The organism is Streptomyces sp. NBC_01317 (genome assembly GCF_035961655.1).
Lineage (GTDB): Bacteria > Actinomycetota > Actinomycetes > Streptomycetales > Streptomycetaceae > Streptomyces.
The window spans coordinates 2,708,750-2,728,588 of sequence record NZ_CP108393.1; the positions used below are offsets into that span (position 1 = coordinate 2,708,750).

The following is a 19,839-nucleotide window of genomic DNA, read 5'->3' on the forward strand; positions in this document are numbered from 1 at the left end:
GGTCCCTTCCGTCGTCACTTGGCCGCGCCGGCCGGGGCGTCCTCGCCGAGCAGCTTGCCGTCCGAGGTCTCGAACTGCTGCTTGAAGGCGGTGATCGCGTCGCCGATCGACTGGATCGTGTCGTCGGACATCTTGCCGCCCTCGGCGATGCTGGTGAGGAGGTCCTTGCGCTCGCGGCGCAGGTACTCCAGCAGCTCCGACTCGAAGCGGCGGATGTCCAGGACCGGTACGTCGTCCAGCTTGCCGGTGGTACCGGCCCACACGGAGACGACCTGCTCCTCGACGGGCATCGGCGCGTACTGCGACTGCTTCAGCAGCTCGACCAGGCGCTGGCCACGGGCGAGCGACGCCTTGGACGCCGCGTCCAGGTCGGAACCGAAGGACGCGAACGCCTCCAGCTCACGGAACTGGGCGAGGTCCACGCGCAGTCGTCCCGACACCTGGCGCATGGCCTTGTGCTGGGCGGAACCGCCGACGCGGGAGACCGAGATACCGACGTTCAGCGCGGGCCGCTGGCCGGCGTTGAACAGGTCGGACTCCAGGAAGCACTGGCCGTCGGTGATGGAGATGACGTTGGTCGGGATGAACGCCGAGACGTCGTTGGCCTTCGTCTCGACGATCGGCAGACCCGTCATCGAACCGGCGCCCAGGTCGTCGGAGAGCTTCGCGCAGCGCTCCAGGAGACGCGAGTGCAGGTAGAAGACGTCGCCCGGGTAGGCCTCGCGGCCCGGCGGACGGCGCAGCAGCAGGGACACGGCGCGGTACGCGTCGGCCTGCTTCGAGAGGTCGTCGAAGATGATCAGGACGTGCTTGCCCTGGTACATCCAGTGCTGGCCGATGGCCGAGCCGGTGTACGGCGCCAGGTACTTGAAGCCGGCCGGGTCGGACGCGGGGGCCGCGACGATGGTCGTGTACTCCAGGGCGCCGGCCTCGTCCAGCGCACCGCGCACGGACGCGATGGTGGAGCCCTTCTGGCCGATGGCAACGTAGATGCAGCGCACCTGCTTGTTCACGTCGCCCGAGCGCCAGTTGTCGCGCTGGTTGATGATCGTGTCGACGGCCAGAGCGGTCTTGCCGGTCTGGCGGTCGCCGATGATCAGCTGTCGCTGGCCACGGCCGATGGGCACCATGGAGTCGACGGCCTTGTAGCCGGTCTGCATCGGCTCGTGCACCGACTTGCGGACCATGACGCCAGGGGCCTGCAACTCGAGGGCGCGGCGGCCCTCGGTCGCGATCTCGCCGAGGCCGTCGATCGGGTTGCCGAGCGGGTCGACGACGCGACCCAGGTATCCCTCGCCCACGGCGACGGACAGGACCTCGCCGGTACGACTGACCGGCTGTCCCTCCTCGATGCCGCTGAATTCGCCGAGGACGATGGCACCGATCTCGCGCTCCTCAAGGTTGAGGGCGAGACCGAGGGTGCCGTCCTCGAACTTGAGCAGCTCGTTCGCCATGGCCGAGGGAAGTCCCTCGATCTTGGCGATACCGTCGCCGGCCACGCTGACCGTACCGACCTCCTCGCGCGAGGCCGCGTCCGGCTGGTACGACTGGACAAAAGTGTCCAGCGCGTCCCGGATCTCCTCCGGCCGGATCGTGAGCTCCGCCATCTGGGTTCCCTGCTCTCCTTGTTGGGCCCGAAGTTTCTTTGGGGGTCTGCGGGTCTGGGGGCGACCCCCAGGAATCTTCTGCAATCTCTGCACGGCCCAACCGGGCCGCTCGTCCTGCTGTTCTGCTGTGGTGCGGGTCAGCCGGCCAGTCGCCGGGCCGCCTCGTCGAGACGGTCCGCGATCGTGCCGTTGATGACCTCGTCGCCGACGCGTACCGAGATCCCGCCGAGGACCTCGGGGTCCACGTCCAGGTTCAGGTGCATCGGGTGGCCGTAGAGCCGTGCCAGTACGGCGCCGAGGCGCTGCTTCTGGCTGTCGTTGAGCGGGACCGCCGACGTGACGACGGCGACCAGCCGGTCGCGCCGTTCCGCGGCGATCCTGGACAGGGTGTGGATTCCCGCTTCCAGGCTACGTCCCCGCGGCTGTGCGACGAGTCGCACGACCAGGCGCTCGGTCACCGCTTCGGCGCGACCGCCGAGCAGGGTCCTGAGCAGCGCGGTCTTCGCCTGGACGGTGGCCGACCTGTCGGTCAGCGCGGCTCGCAGGTCGGGACTGGAGAGGACGATCCGGCCGAACCGGAACAGCTCGTCCTCCACGTTGTCCAGCGAACCGGTCCGCTGCGCGGCGGTGAGGTCGGCGACGGCCGCCAGCTCCTCGACCGCGTCGACCAGGTCGCGCGGCTGGGACCAGCGGGAGCGGACCATGCCGGAGACCAGGTCGGCGGTCGTGCCGCCCACCTGCCCGTCCAGCAGCCGCGCCGCCAGCTGGGCCTTGCCCTCGCCGTCCTGCGCCGGGTCGGTCAGGACCCGGCGCAGCGAAACCTCGCGCTGGAGCAGCGCCGTGACGGCGGCCAGCTCGTCCGCGAGCTTCGCCGCGTCGACCGACGTGCTGTCGGTCAGCGCGTCCAGACGCTCACGAGCGGCAGCCAGCGCCTCGCGGCTCGCTCCGTTCATCGCTTGGCCTCCGTCTTGGACGCGCCGTCCTCGAGCTCGTCGAGGAAGCGGTCGATCGTGCGGCTCTGCCGGGCGGAGTCCTCCAGGGACTCGCCGACGAGCTTGCCCGCGAGATCGGTGGCGAGCTTGCCCACGTCGCGGCGCAGGGCGCCGGCCGCGGCCTTGCGGTCCGCCTCGATCTGCGAGTGACCTGCGGCGATGATCTCCTCACGCTGCCGCTGGCCTTCCGCTTTCATCTCCTGGATGATCGCGGCGCCCTGCTCGGTCGCCTCCTGGCGGAGACGTGCGGCCTCGTGACGTGCCTCGGCGAGCTGCGCCTTGTACTGCTCCAGGACGCTCTCGGCCTCGGCCTTGGCGGCGTCGGCCTTCTCGATGCCGCCCTCGATGGCCTCGCGACGCTCTTCGAGAACCTTGTTGATGTTCGGGAGGAGCTTCTTGGCGAGAAAACCGAAGACGATGATGAAGGCGAGCAGGCCGATGATGAGTTCGGGGATCGGGGGAACCAGCGGGTTCTCCGATTCCTCGACCGCGAGCTGAACCAGGGGATGGCTCACATCAGTGCCTTTCGTCTAGTGAGTCTGCGGCGGATCTGGAGATCAGGTGCCGTAGACGAACGGCATGACCAGACCGATGAGGGCGAGCGCCTCACAGAACGCGAAACCGAGGATCTGGTTGGCGCGGATGAGGCCGGCGGCCTCGGGCTGGCGGGCGAGGGCCTGGGTGCCGTTACCGAAGATGATGCCGACGCCGACGCCGGGGCCGATGGCGGCGAGGCCGTAGCCGACGGAGCCGAGCGAACCGGAGACAGCGGCGGCAGCAAGAGTCTGGGACATGCCAGTTCTTCCTTCTCTTTCACGGACCGGTGGGGGTTGGCCACCGGACAAATTACGGGAGCGGAGGTCGGGGTAAGGGGAGACGATCAGTGGGCTTCGGCGAGCACGCCCTGCTTCTCGCGGGCCGGCTCGGGGTGGGACTCACCGTGGCCCTCCGCGAGGGCACCCTGGATGAAGGTGCACGTCAGCAGGACGAACACGTACGCCTGCAACGCCTGGATGAAGAGTTCGAAGGCGGTCATCACGAGGACCATCACGAACGACACCGCCGCGTAGGCGATACCGATGCCGTTCAGCAGGTACCAGCTGGCGATCGTGAACAGCAGGATCAGCGTGTGGCCCGCGAACATGTTCGCGAACAGTCGCACCGCGTGCGTGAAGGGCCGGACCAGCAGGTTCGAGAAGAGCTCGATGCCCATGGCCAGCGGCAGTACGGGACCGAGCGACTTGTCGTAGCCGCCGAAGTTCTTGATGGCGCCGATGAAGCCGTGCCGCTTGAAGGTCAGCGAGACCCAGAGGACGTAGACGATCAGTGCGAGCCCGATCGGGTACGAAATGATCGCCGTCACCGGGAACTGCGCGAGCGGGATGATCGACCAGAGGTTCATCATCCAGACGAAGAAGAACAGCGAGACGACGAGCGGAACGTACTTCTCGCCCTCGCGCTTGCCGAGCGTCTCGTAGACGATGCCGCGGCGGACGAAGTCGTATCCGGCCTCGGCCACCATCTGGAGCTTGCCGGGGACGAGCTTCGGCTTGCGGAACGCCGCCCAGAAGAAGGCGACGATGATGATCGAGCCGAGAACGGCGAGCAGCATGGTCTTGTCGAAGTACCAACTGGTGCCGTTACCGCCGTGCCCCACAAGGGGCTTGAACAGGAACGAGTGCAGGCCGGGTGCCGGGAAACCACACCCGTCGAAGATGTGGCAGTCGGTCTCGAAGGCGAGCACCTGCGTCGGGTCAGCACTCACCGCGGGCTCCTTCAGCATGGCGCATAGGTACGGCAACCTCGTTGTGTCGGCGCGGCGCGGAGCCGCGGTTCGGCACTGGACAGGTGGAACGGATGTGGGAGCGGCGGTCGGGTTTCGAGCCTCGCGTCGAAACAACAGGCGTCAGCTCGGATGCCCGCGCCCGCAATGCCGCAGTTGGCACCGGACGATAGCAGGGTCCCGAACAGTCGCTTATCCCGGCCCTACCCCTCACGTCGAGGACCCCGATTTCTGGGGCGCGCTGCCCTTCGAGGATTCGGGTTCGACGTAGAGGATCTTGGCCTTCATGTGCGCACGCGCCTGCGCGCCGATCCACACGAGGGTGGCGGCGACGAGCGTGGCGGCGAAGGCCTTCGGATTGAACAGTGTGGTGTTCTTGAACGCGGCCACGAAGATGAACAGCAGCAGGAGTTGGGCCGTGTACAGCATCAGGCCCATCGCCTGGAACAGGTGCGGCAGCGATTTCGCCGTCCGTTCGAGCACCACCATCCCGATCCCCATGAAGAGGATCACGACGAGCGCGCCGATACCCGCGCCCAGAGCGCCCTTTCCCCCCGCGACCACACCACTGACGACAGCGGCGACGGCACCGGCGGCGGCAGTGGGCACGGCGGTGTGAAGGAGGTTCCGGACGTCGTTGGACGGCATGGCGGCAGCTCCGCTTGCTGGGTGGGGCAGATGGTGTCGTCATGGACGAGCGTAGGCCCGGTCCGAGAGAAGGTTTCTCGGGCCAACGAACCGTCGCACTACGGTCCTTCGGCTCTGTCGCCGGGTCTCGTGAACAGTATCACAAACTATTTGATGAGGTCTTTACCCAGGTGGTGTGCCACCTGTCACACGTGAGAGTGACCGCGCCCATGTGCGTCAGAGAAATGCGCATGTTGTGTGGTATTGGACCTCAACGCGGTAAATGGAAAAGCGTCATCGCCGTGAACCGGCCTTGCCGCGTTCAGGAAGACGCGAACGAGCGCCGAGGGCGGTCGCGCCGTTGACGCCGGCGGGAACAGGCGTACGTTCCTCCGGCATCTCCCCTGCGTCGGGGGCGAGTCCGGGCACGATGTCCTCCACCGTGATCCCGGCCCGCCGGCGGCGCCGGTAGCGGGGCGGGACGAACGACTCAGCCCACCGCGGCGCCCGCGGTGTGAACCGGGGCAGCAGCAGGAGCACCAGACCCATCGCGCTCAGCGGCACGATGAGCAGCAGGATCCACATCGCCGTCGAGTGCACCGAGTAGAGCACCACACCGAACGCGATCAGCGCGGACCAGAAGTACATGATCAGGACCGACCTGCTGTGCGAGTGCCCGATCTCCAGCAGGCGGTGGTGCAGGTGCCCCCGGTCGGCCGCGAACGGCGACTGGCCGTTCCAGGTACGGCGCACGATGGCCAGCACCAGGTCCGCGAACGGGATGGCGATGATCGTCAGCGGCAGCAGCAGCGGGATGAAGACCGGCAGCATCTCGTGCGTGGCCTCCCGCTCGGAGCCGGCGAACAGGCCCAGCCGGTCCGGGTCGACCTGGCCGGTGATGGAGATGGCGCTCGCGGCGAGCACCAGGCCGATGAGCATCGAGCCCGAGTCGCCCATGAAGATCCGCGCGGGATGCATGTTGTGGGGCAGGAACCCCAGGCACATCCCCATGAGGATGGCAGCGAACAGCGTCGCGGGGGCGGCCTCCTCGATGCCGTACCCGACCCAGAGCCGGTACGAGTAGAGGAAGAACGCGCTGGCCGCGATGCACACCATGCCGGCCGCGAGGCCGTCCAGGCCGTCCACGAAGTTCACCGCGTTGATCGAGATGACCACCAGCGCGACGGTCAGCAGATTGCCCTGCCAGGCGGTCAGCGCGACGGTGCCGACACCGGGGACCGGGATCCACAGGATGGTGAGGCCCTGGATCACCATCACGCCGGCGGCGATCATCTGCGCGCCGAGCTTGATCAGGGCGTCGATCTCGAACTTGTCGTCCAGGACCCCGACCAGCCAGATCAGCGCGGCGCCCGAGAGCAGCGCGCGGGGCTCGTTGGAGCGCTCGAAGACCCCGCTCAGGTTCTGGAGGTTGTCCGCGACGAGCAGACCGGCGCAGAGCCCGAGGAACATGGCGATCCCGCCGAGCCTCGGTGTCGGCTCCCGGTGCACGTCGCGGGCGCGGATCTCCGGCATGGCGCCGGTCGCGATCGCGAACTTCCGCACCGGGCCGGTCAGCAGGTAGGTAACCGCGGCCGTCACACAGAGCGTCAGCAGGTAATCACGCACAGGCTGCCCCACAGGAATCGCTGGCCATCCGAGGCCCACACATTAGCCCGCGCCGGAAGCGCGGACGGATACCGCGTCCCCCCAGGAGGAGGACACATGGTTCTGGCAGATGGTTGCACGGCTTCGTGTCGACACCAATTCCATTCAGGAAAGAGGGCCGCACGGCGGAAAGCGTTCGGCCGGTTCCCGTACCCGGGCGGAGCCGGTGCGGGGTCCTAGAAGACGCGGCGGGCCGGCACCCCGGTGAGGGCCGTGACCACCGGGTCCAGCGCCTGGTTGATCTCGTCGCCGATCGAGCGGAAGAACGTGATGGGGGCGCCGTACGGGTCGTAGACCTCGTCGGCCTCCGCGCTGGGCGCCAGCAGCCAGCCCCGCAGGGCCGCCGCGGCGCGGACCAGGGCGCGGGCGCGTTCCACCATGCCCTCGTCCAGCGGGTCGGGCAGGGTGGCCGGGTCTATGGCCCGTACCAGCCGGGTGAACTCCTTGAGCGTGAACGTGCGCAGCCCCGCGGAGTGGCCCATGGAGATCACCTGCGCGCGGTGGTCGCGGGTCGCGGTGAGGACCAGGTCGGCCCGGATGACGTGCTCGTCGAGGAGTTCGCGGCCGACGAACCCGGACGCGTCGGCGCCGAAGTCGGCGAGGACCGCCTCGGCGTTGGACTCCATGGGGGCCCCTTCGTGGCCCCAGGTGCCCGCGCTCTCCACGATCAGCCCGTCGGTGAGGCGCGCGCCGAGGCGCACGCTCAGGGCATGCCGGTTCAGCCGCTCGGTGATGGGCGAGCGGCAGACGTTGCCGGTACTGACGTGGAGGATGCGGAAGGTGTCGATGTTGCTGCCGGTGTATGCGGTCTCCGCTATGCCACGCCCCTCAGGGGCGGTCAATTGGCCACCTCGAGGTCGGGTACCACCTTGCGGAGCTCGGCCGCGTCGAGCGATCCGGCCCGCAGCAGCACGGGGACCTTGCCGGTGACGTCCACGATCGAGGACGGGACGATGCCGGGCGTCCGGCCGCCGTCGAGGTAGACGGAGACGGAGTCCCCGAGCATCTCCTGGGCGGCGTCGCAGTCCTCGGGAGCCGGGTGTCCCGTGAGGTTGGCGCTGGAGACGGCCATCGGGCCGACCTCCGTGAGCAGCTCGATCGCGACGGGGTGCAGCGGCATGCGGATGGCGACCGTGCCCCGGGTGTCGCCGAGGTCCCACTGGAGGGACGGCTGGTGCTTGGCGACGAGCGTGAGGGCGCCCGGCCAGAAGGCGTCGACCAGCTCCCAGGCCTGCTCGGAGAAGTCCGTGACGAGGCCGTGGAGGGTGTTCGGGGAGCCGATGAGCACAGGGGTGGGCATGTTGCGGCCGCGCCCCTTGGCGTCGAGCAGGTCGGCGACGGCCTCGGCGCTGAAGGCGTCCGCGCCGAGCCCGTAGACGGTGTCGGTGGGCAGCACGACCAGCTCACCGCGGCGAATCGCCGACGCGGCCTCACGCAGACCCGTCGTACGGTCGGTCGCGTCGTTGCAGTCGTATCGCCGTGCCATCAGCCTGACTCCTCGTTCTTCGAAGCTCTGTGGGTGCCGCCGGGGGTCCGCACGCTCACGGCATGGCCTTGCGGGCCGTGGCGAAGCGGGGGCGTTTGTTCAGGTCGGGGTGGTCGGCGGCGTCCGCCCAGCCGGACTCCTCGCTGAAGATCCAGGGCACCTGGCCGCCCTGGGTGTCCGCGTGCTCGATCACGACGAGCCCGCCGGGCCGCAGCAGGCGGTGCGCGGTGCGCTCGATGCCGCGGATCGTGTCGAGGCCGTCCTCGCCGGAGAAGAGCGCCATCTCCGGGTCGTGGTCCCGGGCCTCGGGGGCGACGTACTCCCACTCGGTGAGCGGGATGTACGGCGGGTTCGAGATGACCAGGTCGACCTGGCCTTCGAGCTCCGGGAGGGCCGTCAGGGCGTCTCCCTGGTGCACGATGACCCTGGACCCCTCGGCGTTCTTCCGCGTCCACGTGAGGGCGTCCTCGGACAGCTCCACGGCGTGCACGCGCGAGCGCGGCACCTCCTGCGCCATGGCGAGCGCGATCGCGCCGGAGCCCGAGCAGAGGTCCACGATGAGCGGCTCGACGACGTCCATGGCCCGTACGGCGTCTATCGCCCAGCCGACGACCGACTCGGTCTCCGGGCGTGGCACGAAGACGCCGGGGCCCACCTGGAGCTCCAGGTAGCGGAAGAAGGCGCGGCCGGTGATGTGCTGGAGCGGCTCACGGGCCTCGCGGCGGGCGATCGTCTCCCAGTACCGGGCGTCGAAGTCCGTGTCCTTGACGTGGTGCAGCTCTCCCCGCTTGACGCTGTGCACGTAGGCGGCGAGCTCCTCCGCGTCGAAGCGCGGTGAGGGCACGCCCGCGTCCGCCAGCCGCTGGGTGGCCTGGGCCACCTCGGCGAGCAGCAGACTGCGGGGCGCGGGCCCGCGGCGGAGCCGCTGAGGGTCGCTGGGCCCCCCAGATGATGGCTGCACGCTGGTTCCTCCGGACTGCGAGAGTGGGTCGGGGACGGGTTACTGGGCGGCGGCGAGCTTCGCGGCGGAATCGGCGTCCACACAGGCCTGGATGACCGCGTCCAGCTCCCCGTCGAGCACCTGGTCCAAGTTGTACGCCTTGAAGCCGACACGGTGGTCCGAGATCCGGTTTTCCGCGAAGTTGTACGTACGGATCTTCTCGGAGCGGTCGACCGTGCGTACCTGACTGCGACGGACGTCCGAAGCGGCGAGGTCGGCCTCCTCCTGCGCGGCGGCGAGCAGCCGCGAGCGCAGGATGCGCATGGCCTGCTCCTTGTTCTGGAGCTGGCTCTTCTCGTTCTGGCAGGACGCGACGACCCCGGTCGGCACGTGGGTGATGCGCACGGCGGAGTCGGTGGTGTTGACGGACTGGCCGCCGGGCCCCGAGGAGCGGTAGACGTCGATCCGCAGGTCGTTGGGGTTGATCTCGACCTCGATCTCCTCGGCCTCCGGGGTCACGAGGACACCGGCGGCGGAGGTGTGGATACGGCCCTGCGACTCGGTGGCGGGCACGCGCTGCACCCGGTGCACGCCGCCCTCGTACTTGAGCCGTGCCCAGACGCCCTGCCCGGGCTCGGTGGCGCCGTTGCCGCCCTTGGTCTTGACCGCGACCTGGACGTCCTTGTAGCCGCCCAGCTCCGACTCGGTGGCGTCGATGATCTCGGTCTTCCAGCCGACGCGCTCCGCGTACCGCAGGTACATGCGGAGCAGGTCGCCGGCGAAGAGCGCCGACTCGTCGCCGCCCGCGCCGGCCTTGACCTCCAGGATGACGTCCTTGTCGTCGCTGGGGTCGCGGGGCACCAGGAGCAGGCGGAGCTTCTCGGTGAGCTGCTCGCGCTGCTTCTCCAGGTCCTTGACCTCGGCGGCGAAGTCGGGGTCGTCGAGCGCGAACTCGCGGGCCGTCCCGATGTCGTCCCCGGTCTGCTTCCAGGAGCGGTACGTGGTGATGATCGGGGTCAGCTCGGCGTAACGCTTGTTGAGCTTGCGCGCGTTGGCCTGGTCCGAGTGGACCGACGGGTCGGCGAGCTTCTTCTCCAGATCGGCGTGCTCGCCGATCAGTTCCTCGACCGCCTCGAACATCGGGGTCTCTCCTGGGTTGATGCGAAGGTGCTGCACACGGGCTTCGAAGGTGCTTCGGGACGCCAAAGCGCCGGTCTCGGCGCCCGGGAGAGGGCACCGAGGACCGGCGCGGGATGCTCGCTACTTCTTGGCGGCGGCGGCCTTGCCGAAGCGGGCCTCGAAGCGGGCCACGCGGCCACCGGTGTCGAGGATCTTCTGCTTGCCCGTGTAGAACGGGTGGCACTCGGAGCAGAGGTCGGCGCGGATGGTGCCCGACTCGATCGTGCTCCGGGTGGTGAACGACGCACCGCAGGTGCAGCTGACCTGGGTCTCGACGTACGTGGGGTGGATGTCGCGCTTCAAGGTGTCTCCTAGGGAACATCCCCGCCGGGGGCGGGGAAGGCGCCGGGTCGCACGTGCGGAGTGCTCGTACGTGAACCGGGGCCGACGGACCAGTCTGCCAGGACGGGCCGCATCTGCCCAAACCGGGGGGCGCCCGGTTGTATTCCGGGGGCGTACGGGCGGACGTACTCCCCGGGGGGATGCACTCCCCCGAGGCGATGGACGTCAGCCGCCCTCGACCACCCGGCCCACGTTCTCCTTGTCGCCCGCCGAGTCCTTCGTCGCGGACGCCGGGATCGGGCGGTCGTGCGCGAGGGCGGTCCAGACCTGTCCGGACTCCTTCCGGAGCGGCAGTACGCGGTTCCCGTCCGCCGGGTCGTACCGCACCGGCAGTGTGATCATCTTGAGGTTCTTGCCGCCGATGTCCTTGAGGCCCCCCGCGAAGCCGATCAGCTTGTTCACCGAGTCGAGCTGGGAGTCGGGAGTGATCGCGCTGGTGGCCGTGTCGGCGAGGTCGAAGAGCTTCTTGGGATTGCTGAACACCCCGACGCTCTTGATCTGGCTGATCAGCGACTTGATGAAGATCTGCTGGAGCTGGATACGGCCCAGGTCGCTGCCGTCGCCGACGCTGTGCCGGGTCCTGACCAGGCCGAGCGCCTGCTCGCCGTGGAGCGTGTGGGTGCCGGCCGCGAGCTTCAGGTGGCTCTTGGGGTCGTCGATGGCCCGCGTGGTGGTGATCTTCACCCCGCCCAGCTCGTCGACGATCTTCTTGAAGCCGGTGAAGTCGACCTCGATGTAGTGGTCCATGCGGATGCCGGACAGCGACTCGACGGTCTTGACCGCGCACGCGGGGCCGCCGACCTCGTACGCCGAATTGAACATGGCGAGGTGCGCGGCCGGGACCGGGCGGCCCTTGGAGTCGGTGCACGCGGGCCGGTCCACCAGGGTGTCGCGCGGTATCGACACCACACTGGCCTTCTTGTGGCCCTTGTAGACGTGCACGACCATCGCCGTGTCCGAACGGGCCGTACCGCTGTCGCGTCCGTACTCGTCGTTCTTGCCGGCCCGCGAGTCCGAGCCCAGGACCAGGATGTCCTCGGAGCCGTTGTCGACGTCGTGGGGGCGGCCGGTCCCCAGCTGGGCGTTGATGTCGACGCCCTTGATGTTGCCGTTGAGCTTGAAATACACGTACGTGAGACCGCCGCCGCAGAGCACGAGCAGAACGGCCAGGCACCACACCAGGACGACGACCGGCCGGCGGTGCCCGCCGGGCGCCCTGTGGCGTCTGCCGCCGGCCCCCACGGGCCCTCCGCTCGGTTCGGTCATGGATCTCCCTCAGTCCGTGGTGCCGGTACCGCTACCTCCCGCCGGGATCGAGGCCCGAAACGTACCGTTTCTCGTCACCGGGCTGTTTATCGTCACATATACAGACGGTGAAGGACCGAGCGGGGTTCCACAACCCGGGCGGAACGTACAGAACCGCCCCGGCACGCAGTGCCGGGGCGGTTCTGGGGAGCGTACGAGCGCGTATGAGCGCCTCGGAGCGGCGGATCCGTCAGTCGTTGCCGTTGCCCGGCGTCGTCTTCTGGATCTGGAGCAGGAACTCCGCGTTCGACTTCGTCTGCTTCATTTTGTCCAGCAGCAGTTCGATCGAGGACTGCTGGTCGAGCGCGTGCAGCACCCGGCGCAGCTTCCAGACGACGGCCAGCTCGTCGCTGCCGAGCAGGATCTCTTCCTTACGGGTGGAGGACGCGTCCACGTCCACCGCCGGGAAGATGCGCTTGTCGGAGAGCTTCCTGTCGAGCTTGAGCTCCATGTTGCCGGTGCCCTTGAACTCCTCGAAGATCACCTCGTCCATGCGCGAGCCGGTCTCGACGAGCGCGGTGGCGAGGATGGTCAGCGAGCCGCCGTCCTCGATGTTGCGCGCCGCGCCGAAGAAGCGCTTCGGCGGGTAGAGCGCGGTCGAGTCGACACCACCGGACAGGATGCGTCCCGAGGCGGGCGCGGCGAGGTTGTACGCACGGCCCAGTCGGGTGATGGAGTCCAGCAGGACGACCACGTCGTGACCCAGCTCGACCAGGCGCTTGGCCCGCTCGATGGCCAGCTCGGCGACGGTGGTGTGGTCCTCGGCCGGGCGGTCGAAGGTCGAGGAGATGACCTCGCCCTTGACCGACCGCTGCATGTCGGTGACCTCTTCGGGCCGCTCGTCCACGAGCACGACCATCAGGTGGCACTCGGGGCTGTTGACCGTGATCGCGTTGGCGATGGCCTGGAGGATCATGGTCTTACCGGTCTTCGGCGGGGCCACGATCAGACCGCGCTGGCCCTTGCCGATGGGGGCGACGAGGTCGATGATCCGCGTCGTCAGCACACCGGGGTCGGTCTCCAGGCGGAGCCGGTCCTGCGGGTAGAGCGGGGTCAGCTTCTGGAACTCCGGGCGGCCGCGGCCGGAATCGGCACCCATGCCGTTCGCGGAGTCGAGCCGGACGAGCGCGTTGAACTTCTCGCGGCGCTCGCCGTCCTTGGGCTGGCGCACCGCGCCGGTGACGTGGTCACCCTTGCGCAGGCCGTTCTTGCGGACCTGGGCGAGGGACACGTACACGTCGTTGGGGCCCGGCAGGTAGCCGGAGGTCCTGATGAACGCGTAGTTGTCGAGGATGTCGAGGATGCCCGCGACGGGGATCAGCACGTCGTCGTCGGCGACCTGCGGCTGGTCGGGGCCGAACTCCTCGCGGCCACGACGGCCCCGGCGGTCGCGGTAGCGCCCGCGGCGGCCGCGGCGGCCGCCCGCCTCGTCGTCGTAGTCGTCCTGGGGACCGTTGTTCTGCGGGCCGCTGTTCTGCGGGCCCGTCTGGGCCGGGGCGCCCGCGCCCCGGTTGTCGCGCTGCTGGCGCTGCTGGCCCTGGCCGCCCTGCTGCTGGCCGCCCTGCTCGTCGCCCTTGCCCCGGCGGTCGCGCTGGCGGTCACGGCGGTCGCCGCGCTCACCGCGGTCACGCTCGCCGCGCTGGCCGCGGTCCTGGCGGTCGCGGCGGCCGTCGGCGTCGCCCTGCGCGCCCCCCTGGGCGGACACGGAGACGGCGGCCTCGGCCTTGGTGTCGGGCTGCGCCTCGACCTTGACGTCGGCCGGCGCGGCCTCGGTCCTGGTGTCGGTCCTCGCCTCGGAACGGGCGCCCTCGGGGCTGCCCGCCTGGGCGGTGGCCCTGCGGCGGCGGCGCTCGCCCGCGGGCTGGTCGTCGCTGGCCGGCTGACCGGGGATGTCGATCTGCTGCTGGGCCACGGCCTGCTCGGCCGGGCCGGCCTCCTGCGCGGCGGCGGCAGCGGCGGCCTCGCCCGTACGGGCCTTGGAGGTGGCGCGGCGCTTCGGCTTGGTCTCGGCGTCGGAGGCGCCGGCGGCCTCGGAGGCGCCGGCGGCGCTCTTCGGCGCGGACGGGGAGCCGGCCTGCGTCTCCTTGATGACCTCGATCAGCTGGCTCTTGCGCATCCGCGCGGTGCCCCTGATGCCGAGGCCGGACGCGACCTGCTGAAGCTCGGCCAGGACCATGCCCTCAAGGCCGGTGCCGGAGCGGCGGCGCCGTGCGGTGGTGCCAGTGGCAGCACCTTCGGCGGGCGCGGTCGTGTCGACGCTGTTGTCGGCAGTCACGCCCATCAGATCGGTGGTGTCGCTCACGAAGGGTCCTTCCCTGGAGCGGACGTCGGCCTTCTGGCTCGGCGACCGGTTGTGCTGCCGGCTGCGGTCCCATCTTGTGGACCGTGCCGGGGCGGTGGTCCCGCCGGGTACGGCGGAGAAACATGCGTACGTGCCATGGGTCCGGCCCGAGGTCCCCCTGCTCGGCCCACCGCTGGGAAAAACGGGGGGTGTCGTGCCGGTTCCGGTGCGTGCTCAAAACTGCTCAGGCAGGCTGCTCAGGCAGTTGGGGAGGCTCCCGGAAGAAAGGTGGTCCCGAAACGGGACACGATGCACCGCGCCTGAAAGACGTCGGTTGCAGACTTGAGGTTAACACTACCGGCTCCAACAAACATTCCCCCTCTCACTCACCGGCAATCCCGGCTTACCGGCCTTCTGGGCCCTGTACGTGTTTCCTCCGGGTCCCGTACGCGCTTCCCCTAGGCCCTGTCCGGCCCGAGCGGCAGTACACACGCGCCTCCGGCGTCGAGGGACAGCCGGTTCGCCGCCCAGCCCTCGCCCGCCAGTCGTGCGACCTTGTCGGCCGCACCGTCCTCGGCCAGCGCGAGCACCGTGGGGCCCGCGCCGGAGATGACCGCGGGGACGCCGTCCGCGCGCAGCCGGTTGACGAGTGCGATGCTCTCCGGCATCGCCGGGCCCCGGTAGTCCTGGTGCAGCCGGTCCTCCGTGGCGGGCAGCAGCAGCTCGGGACGCCTGGTCAGCGCCTCGACGAGCAGGGCGGCCCGCCCCGCGTTGGCCGCCGCGTCCACATGGGGGACGGAGCGCGGGAGCAGCCCGCGCGCCGTCTCCGTCAGCACGGGCCGGCCGGGCACAAAAACCACCGGAACGATGGAACGGGCCGGTTCCATCCTGATGGCGCGGGCCGCTCCCCCATCCGTCCAGGCCAGGGTGAAACCGCCCAGCAGACACGCCGCGACGTTGTCGGGGTGCCCCTCGATCTCGCTCGCCAGCTCCAGCAACGAGGCGTCGTCCAGGCGGGCGTCGCCGCCTATCGTCACCGCGCGGGCGGCGAGGATGCCGGCGCAGATGGCCGCCGAGGACGAGCCGAGCCCGCGGCCGTGCGGGATGCGGTTGGCGCACACGACCTCCAGGCCGCGCGGCTGTCCGCCGAGCAGGTCGAACGCGGTGCGCAGGGACCGTACGAGCAGGTGGTTCTCGTCGCGGGGAAGCGTCTCGGCGCCCTCTCCCGCGATGTCGACGTGCAGGCCGGAGTCGGCGACGCGGACGACCACGTCGTCGTACAGCCCCAGCGACAGGCCGAAGGCGTCGAAGCCAGGACCGAGGTTGGCGCTGGTGGCGGGGGTGCGCACCCGTACGGCGGCGGCGCGGAACGAGGGACCGGCCATCGTTCTGACGACTCTCCTTGACTGCGGGACGTGCGGGGGGATCGGCGGGGCCTGCGGGGGCATGTGCGTGGGGATCTGCGGTACGGCGGGATTCGGCGGTACGACGGTATACCGGACGCCCGAGCCGCGGGGTCGACAGCGCGGCAGCACGTTGCGGCACTGCGGGTTGGACCCAGCTTATCGAAGGAAGGTTCCATGGCGACATAGGGCGCACAGGAGGCGCACGATGCGTGTCGCGTGCCTGCGTGTGCGCCCGTGATCAAGGATCTGCCGGGGAGTGTCCCAACCGCCGTGTCCTACGCGTCCGCCAGGCCCAGGCGGCGGGCGGCGACCACCGCGTCGACCGGTACGACCGACGGCTGCGGCGCCCCGGCGGTGGCCCATTCCGGGTCCTTGAGGCCGTTGCCGGTGACCGTGCAGACGATGCGCTGGCCCGGGTCGACCTTGCCCTCGTCCACGGCCTTGAGCAGTCCGGCGACGGACGCCGCCGAGGCGGGCTCCACGAACACACCCTCCTGCGCGGCCAACAGGCGGTAGGCGGACAGGATCTGGCGGTCCGTCACCTCGTCGATGAACCCGCCCGACTCGTCACGGGCGTTGAGCGCGAACTGCCAGGACGCCGGGTTGCCGATCCGGATCGCGGTGGCGACGGTGTGCGGGTCCTTGACGACCTCGCCGCGCACGATCGGCGCCGAACCGGACGCCTGGAAGCCCCACATGCGCGGGGTGCGGGCGGCGGGCCCGTTCGCGGCGTACTGGGTGTAGCCCTTCCAGTAGGCCGTGATGTTGCCGGCGTTCCCGACGGGCAGTACGTGGATGTCCGGGGCGTCGCCGAGCGCGTCCACGATCTCGAACGCGGCGGTCTTCTGGCCCTCTATACGGACCGGATTGACCGAATTGACCAGCGCCACCGGGTAGTTGTCGGAGAGCGAGCGGGCCAGCGTCAGGCAGTCGTCGAAGTTCCCCTCGACCTGGAGGATCTTCGCGCCGTGGACGAGGGCCTGGCCCATCTTGCCCAGGGCGATCTTCCCCTGCGGTACGAGCACGGCGCAGACCATCCCGGCGCGGACCGCGTACGCGGCGGCCGACGCGGAGGTGTTCCCGGTGGAGGCGCAGATGACCGCCTTCGCGCCCTCCTCCTTGGCCCGGGTGATGGCCATGGTCATGCCGCGGTCCTTGAAGGAACCGGTGGGGTTGGCGCCCTCGACCTTGAGATGCACCTCACAGCCCGTGCGCTCGGACAGCACCTGCGCGGGGACCAGCGGCGTACCGCCCTCCCGGAGGGTGATGACGGCCGCCCCGTCCGTCACCGGGAGGCGGTCCCGGTACTCCTCGATGATGCCGCGCCACTGATGGGTGCCCCGCTGGGCGCCGATGGCGCCGATGCTGGTGGTCATGGGTCCCTTACTCCCCTTCAACACGCATGATGCTGGCGACACCGCGCACGGTGTCGAGCTTGCGCAGCGCCTCGACGGTCCCGGACAGGGCCGCGTCGGGCGCGCAGTGGGTGACGACGACGAGGGAGGCCTCGCCGTCCTTTCCCTTCTGGCGCACCGTATCGATGGATACGCCGTGCTCGGCGAAGACCGTCGCGACCTGGGCGAGCACGCCCGGCTTGTCGGCCACGTCGAGGTTGATGTGGTAGCGCGTGACGACCTCGCCCATGGAGCTGACGGGCAGCCCGGTGTAGGCGGACTCGCCGGGCCCGGTGGCGCCGGCCAGCTTGTTGCGGCAGACCGCGACCAGGTCGCCGAGGACGGCCGAGGCGGTCGGGGCGCCGCCCGCGCCGGGGCCGTAGAACATCAGCTGCCCGGCGGCCTCGGCCTCGACGAAGACCGCGTTGTACGCCTCGCGCACGGAGGCGAGCGGGTGGCTGAGCGGGATCATCGCGGGGTGGACCCGGGCGGTGACCGACTTCCCGTCGGCCGCGCGCTCGCAGATCGCGAGGAGCTTGACCGTGCAGCCCATGCGCTGGGCGGAGGCGAGGTCGGCGGAGGTGACCTCCGTGATGCCCTCGCGGTGCACCTCGTCCAGGCGTACGCGGGTGTGGAAGGCGATCCCGGCGAGGATGGCGGCCTTGGCGGCGGCGTCGAAGCCCTCGACGTCGGCGGTCGGGTCGGCCTCCGCGTACCCGAGGGCGGTGGCCTCGTCCAGCGCTTCCGAGTAGCCGGCGCCCGCGGTGTCCATCCGGTCGAGGATGAAGTTCGTTGTGCCGTTGACGATGCCGAGGACCCGGTTGACGGTGTCCCCCGCCAGGGACTCGCGCAGCGGCCTGATCAACGGGATCGCACCCGCGACGGCGGCCTCGAAGTAGAGGTCCCTGCCGTGCAGCGCGGCGGCGTCGTAGAGGGTTGTGCCGTCCTTGGCGAGCAGCGCCTTGTTGGCGGAGACGACGGACGCGCCGTGTTCGAAGGCGGTGGTGATGAGCGTACGGGCGGGCTCGATGCCGCCGATGACCTCGACGACCACGTCGATGTCGCCGCGTTTGACCAGGGCGGTGGCGTCGGTCGTGATCAGCGCGGGGTCGATGCCCTCGCGGACCTTGGACGGGCGGCGGACGGCGACCCCGGCGAGTTCCACCGGGGCGCCGATCCGCGCGGCGAGGTCGTCGGCGTGCGTCGTCATGATGCGCGCCACCTCTGAGCCGACCACGCCACAGCCCAGGAGCGCCACCTTCAGCGGACGCGTACGCATCATCCGACCTCGTTTCCTCTTACTCAGTGTGAACCAGTCTCACGCACCGGACGGAAGTATCTACCGTCCGTCCAGATCCCGAGACACCAATTCCATCATCCGATGTCCAGCCGCAGGAGATCTTCCTCCGTCTCGCGGCGGACCACGACCCTGGCCTCGCCGTCCCTGACCGCCACGACGGGCGGGCGGAGCGCGTGGTTGTAATTACTGGCCATGGAACGGCAGTACGCGCCGGTGGCGGGGACGGCGATCAGGTCGCCAGGCGCCAGGTCGGCGGGCAGGTAGGCGTCCCGTACGACGATGTCACCGCTCTCGCAGTGCTTGCCGACCACACGCGAGAGCATGGGCTCCGCGTCGGAGCGGCGTGAGACCAACGCCACGCTGTAGTCGGCGTTGTAGAGGGCCGTACGGATGTTGTCGGACATGCCGCCGTCGACGCTGACGTACGTCCGCAGCCCTTCGAGTGGCTTGATCGTGCCGACCTCGTACAGCGTGAAGGCGGTGGGGCCGACGATCGCGCGCCCCGGCTCGACGGAGATCCGGGGGGTGGTGAGGCGGGCGGCGTCGCACTCGCGCGTGACGATCTCCAGCAGCGACTTCGCGATGTCGTACGGCTCCTTGGGGTCGTCCTCGGAGGTGTACGCGATGCCGAGGCCGCCGCCGAGGTCGATCTCGGGCAGCTCGACGCCGTGTTCGTCGCGGATCTCGGCGAGGAGCTGGACGACCCGGCGGGCGGAGACCTCGAATCCGGCCATGTCGAAGATCTGCGAGCCGATGTGCGAGTGGATGCCGATCAGCTCGATGCCGTCGAGCTCGAGGGCCCGCCTGACGGCCTCGGCGGCCTGGCCGTCGGCGAGCGCGATGCCGAACTTCTGGTCCTCGTGGGCGGTGGCGATGAACTCGTGCGTGTGGGCCTCGACGCCGACGGTGACACGGATCTGGACGGGCTGGCGGCGGCCCAGGCGCTGCGCGATGTGCGCGACGCGGACGATCTCCTGGAAGGAGTCGAGGACGATGCGGCCCACGCCGACGGAGACGGCGCGCTCGATCTCCTCGGTGGACTTGTTGTTGCCGTGGAAGGCGATGCGCTCGGGCGGCATGCCGCCGGCGAGGGCGGTGGCCAGCTCGCCGCCGGAGCAGACGTCGAGATTGAGCCCTTCTTCGGTGAGCCAGCGCACGACGGCGCGGGAGAGGAACGCCTTGCCGGCGTAGAACACGTCGGCGTTCGGCCCGAAGGCGTCGGACCAGGCGCGGCAGCGGGCCCGGAAGTCGGCCTCGTCGAGGAAGTAGGCGGGGGTGCCGAACTCCTCGGCCAGCCGCGTCACCTCGATCCCGGCGACGGTCGCGACGCCGTCGTCGTTGCGCCGGACCGTACGCGACCAGACCTTTTCGTCCAGGACGTTGAGGTCGGCGGCGGGGGCGGAGTAGTGCCCGTCGGGGAAGACATCGGCGTGGCGGGGCCCTGCGGGGTGTGCGGAACGGCTCATGACGTGGCTCTTTCAGGTCTCTCAGGTCTCACGACGATCTGGACGATCTATCTGGATCCATCTGGA

Annotated in this window: 17 protein-coding genes and 1 pseudogene; all 18 read right to left on the reverse strand. The window is 69.8% G+C overall.

Annotated features, from left to right (window positions below; translation table 11 throughout):
* Window positions 1-14 precede the first annotated feature (14 nt).
* A complete protein-coding gene (atpA, locus tag OG349_RS11290) occupies window positions 15-1,607 on the reverse strand; it encodes a F0F1 ATP synthase subunit alpha (protein WP_327234489.1) in 1,593 nt (530 codons plus the stop codon).
* 137 nt (window positions 1,608-1,744) lie between these two features.
* Window positions 1,745-2,560 (reverse strand): F0F1 ATP synthase subunit delta, encoded by an 816-nt coding sequence (locus tag OG349_RS11295; RefSeq protein WP_327234490.1) that lies wholly within the window; start codon window positions 2,558-2,560, stop codon window positions 1,745-1,747.
* Window positions 2,557-3,114: a F0F1 ATP synthase subunit B gene (locus tag OG349_RS11300; RefSeq protein ID WP_327234491.1), complete on the reverse strand. Its 558-nt coding sequence runs from the start codon at window positions 3,112-3,114 to the stop codon at window positions 2,557-2,559. Before OG349_RS11300 ends, OG349_RS11295 begins: the two co-directional genes overlap by 4 nt.
* A gap of 42 nt (window positions 3,115-3,156) precedes the next feature.
* Entirely contained in the window at window positions 3,157-3,393 is a 237-nt protein-coding gene (locus tag OG349_RS11305) for a F0F1 ATP synthase subunit C (protein ID WP_327234492.1), read from the reverse strand.
* A gap of 146 nt (window positions 3,394-3,539) precedes the next feature.
* Window positions 3,540-4,379: pseudogene (gene atpB, locus OG349_RS11310) on the reverse strand (F0F1 ATP synthase subunit A); the annotation flags it as partial.
* Window positions 4,380-4,592: 213 nt separating this feature from the next.
* Window positions 4,593-5,030 (reverse strand): hypothetical protein, encoded by a 438-nt coding sequence (locus OG349_RS11315; protein WP_161309766.1) that lies wholly within the window; start codon window positions 5,028-5,030, stop codon window positions 4,593-4,595.
* A gap of 273 nt (window positions 5,031-5,303) precedes the next feature.
* Window positions 5,304-6,635, reverse strand: coding sequence for an MraY family glycosyltransferase (locus OG349_RS11320; RefSeq protein WP_327234493.1), 1,332 nt, complete (start codon window positions 6,633-6,635; stop codon window positions 5,304-5,306).
* 215 nt (window positions 6,636-6,850) lie between these two features.
* Window positions 6,851-7,516, reverse strand: a complete 666-nt coding sequence (locus OG349_RS11325; protein WP_327234494.1) for an arsenate reductase/protein-tyrosine-phosphatase family protein — start codon at window positions 7,514-7,516, stop codon at window positions 6,851-6,853.
* On the reverse strand, window positions 7,513-8,160 hold the full coding sequence (locus OG349_RS11330; protein ID WP_327234495.1) for an L-threonylcarbamoyladenylate synthase: 648 nt from the start codon (window positions 8,158-8,160) through the stop codon (window positions 7,513-7,515). Before OG349_RS11330 ends, OG349_RS11325 begins: the two co-directional genes overlap by 4 nt.
* Before the next feature lie 55 nt (window positions 8,161-8,215).
* On the reverse strand, window positions 8,216-9,055 hold the full coding sequence (prmC, locus tag OG349_RS11335; RefSeq protein ID WP_327238529.1) for a peptide chain release factor N(5)-glutamine methyltransferase: 840 nt from the start codon (window positions 9,053-9,055) through the stop codon (window positions 8,216-8,218).
* A gap of 105 nt (window positions 9,056-9,160) precedes the next feature.
* A complete protein-coding gene (gene prfA / locus OG349_RS11340) occupies window positions 9,161-10,240 on the reverse strand; it encodes a peptide chain release factor 1 (protein WP_327234496.1) in 1,080 nt (359 codons plus the stop codon).
* Window positions 10,241-10,360: 120 nt separating this feature from the next.
* Complete coding sequence (rpmE, locus tag OG349_RS11345; protein WP_161309761.1) at window positions 10,361-10,582, reverse strand: 50S ribosomal protein L31; 222 nt, start codon at window positions 10,580-10,582, stop codon at window positions 10,361-10,363.
* A gap of 204 nt (window positions 10,583-10,786) precedes the next feature.
* Window positions 10,787-11,887 carry an LCP family protein gene (locus OG349_RS11350; protein WP_327234497.1) on the reverse strand — a complete coding sequence of 367 codons (1,101 nt, stop codon included), beginning with the start codon at window positions 11,885-11,887 and terminating at the stop codon, window positions 10,787-10,789.
* Between the two features lie 229 nt (window positions 11,888-12,116).
* Window positions 12,117-14,228, reverse strand: a complete 2,112-nt coding sequence (gene rho / locus OG349_RS11355) for a transcription termination factor Rho (protein WP_327234498.1) — start codon at window positions 14,226-14,228, stop codon at window positions 12,117-12,119.
* Between the two features lie 437 nt (window positions 14,229-14,665).
* On the reverse strand, window positions 14,666-15,592 hold the full coding sequence (gene thrB, locus OG349_RS11360) for a homoserine kinase (protein WP_161309053.1): 927 nt from the start codon (window positions 15,590-15,592) through the stop codon (window positions 14,666-14,668).
* Window positions 15,593-15,888: 296 nt separating this feature from the next.
* Window positions 15,889-16,989: a threonine synthase gene (gene thrC, locus OG349_RS11365; protein ID WP_327234499.1), complete on the reverse strand. Its 1,101-nt coding sequence runs from the start codon at window positions 16,987-16,989 to the stop codon at window positions 15,889-15,891.
* A 7-nt stretch (window positions 16,990-16,996) separates the two neighbouring features.
* Window positions 16,997-18,286 carry a homoserine dehydrogenase gene (locus tag OG349_RS11370; protein WP_327238530.1) on the reverse strand — a complete coding sequence of 430 codons (1,290 nt, stop codon included), beginning with the start codon at window positions 18,284-18,286 and terminating at the stop codon, window positions 16,997-16,999.
* A 95-nt stretch (window positions 18,287-18,381) separates the two neighbouring features.
* Window positions 18,382-19,773, reverse strand: coding sequence for a diaminopimelate decarboxylase (gene lysA / locus OG349_RS11375; protein WP_327234500.1), 1,392 nt, complete (start codon window positions 19,771-19,773; stop codon window positions 18,382-18,384).
* Window positions 19,774-19,839: the final 66 nt, after the last annotated feature.

Coding starts and splice junctions, on each gene's coding strand:
- atpA (WP_327234489.1), bottom strand. CDS start 1,607: ATGGCGGAGCTCACGATCCGGCCGGAGGAGATCCGGGACGCGCTGGAC.
- OG349_RS11295 (WP_327234490.1), bottom strand. CDS start 2,560: ATGAACGGAGCGAGCCGCGAGGCGCTGGCTGCCGCTCGTGAGCGTCTG.
- OG349_RS11305 (WP_327234492.1), bottom strand. CDS start 3,393: ATGTCCCAGACTCTTGCTGCCGCCGCTGTCTCCGGTTCGCTCGGCTCC.
- OG349_RS11315 (WP_161309766.1), bottom strand. CDS start 5,030: ATGCCGTCCAACGACGTCCGGAACCTCCTTCACACCGCCGTGCCCACT.
- OG349_RS11330 (WP_327234495.1), bottom strand. CDS start 8,160: ATGGCACGGCGATACGACTGCAACGACGCGACCGACCGTACGACGGGT.
- prfA (WP_327234496.1), bottom strand. CDS start 10,240: ATGTTCGAGGCGGTCGAGGAACTGATCGGCGAGCACGCCGATCTGGAG.
- OG349_RS11350 (WP_327234497.1), bottom strand. CDS start 11,887: ATGACCGAACCGAGCGGAGGGCCCGTGGGGGCCGGCGGCAGACGCCAC.
- thrB (WP_161309053.1), bottom strand. CDS start 15,592: ATGGCCGGTCCCTCGTTCCGCGCCGCCGCCGTACGGGTGCGCACCCCC.
- thrC (WP_327234499.1), bottom strand. CDS start 16,989: ATGACCACCAGCATCGGCGCCATCGGCGCCCAGCGGGGCACCCATCAG.
- OG349_RS11370 (WP_327238530.1), bottom strand. CDS start 18,286: ATGCGTACGCGTCCGCTGAAGGTGGCGCTCCTGGGCTGTGGCGTGGTC.
- lysA (WP_327234500.1), bottom strand. CDS start 19,773: ATGAGCCGTTCCGCACACCCCGCAGGGCCCCGCCACGCCGATGTCTTC.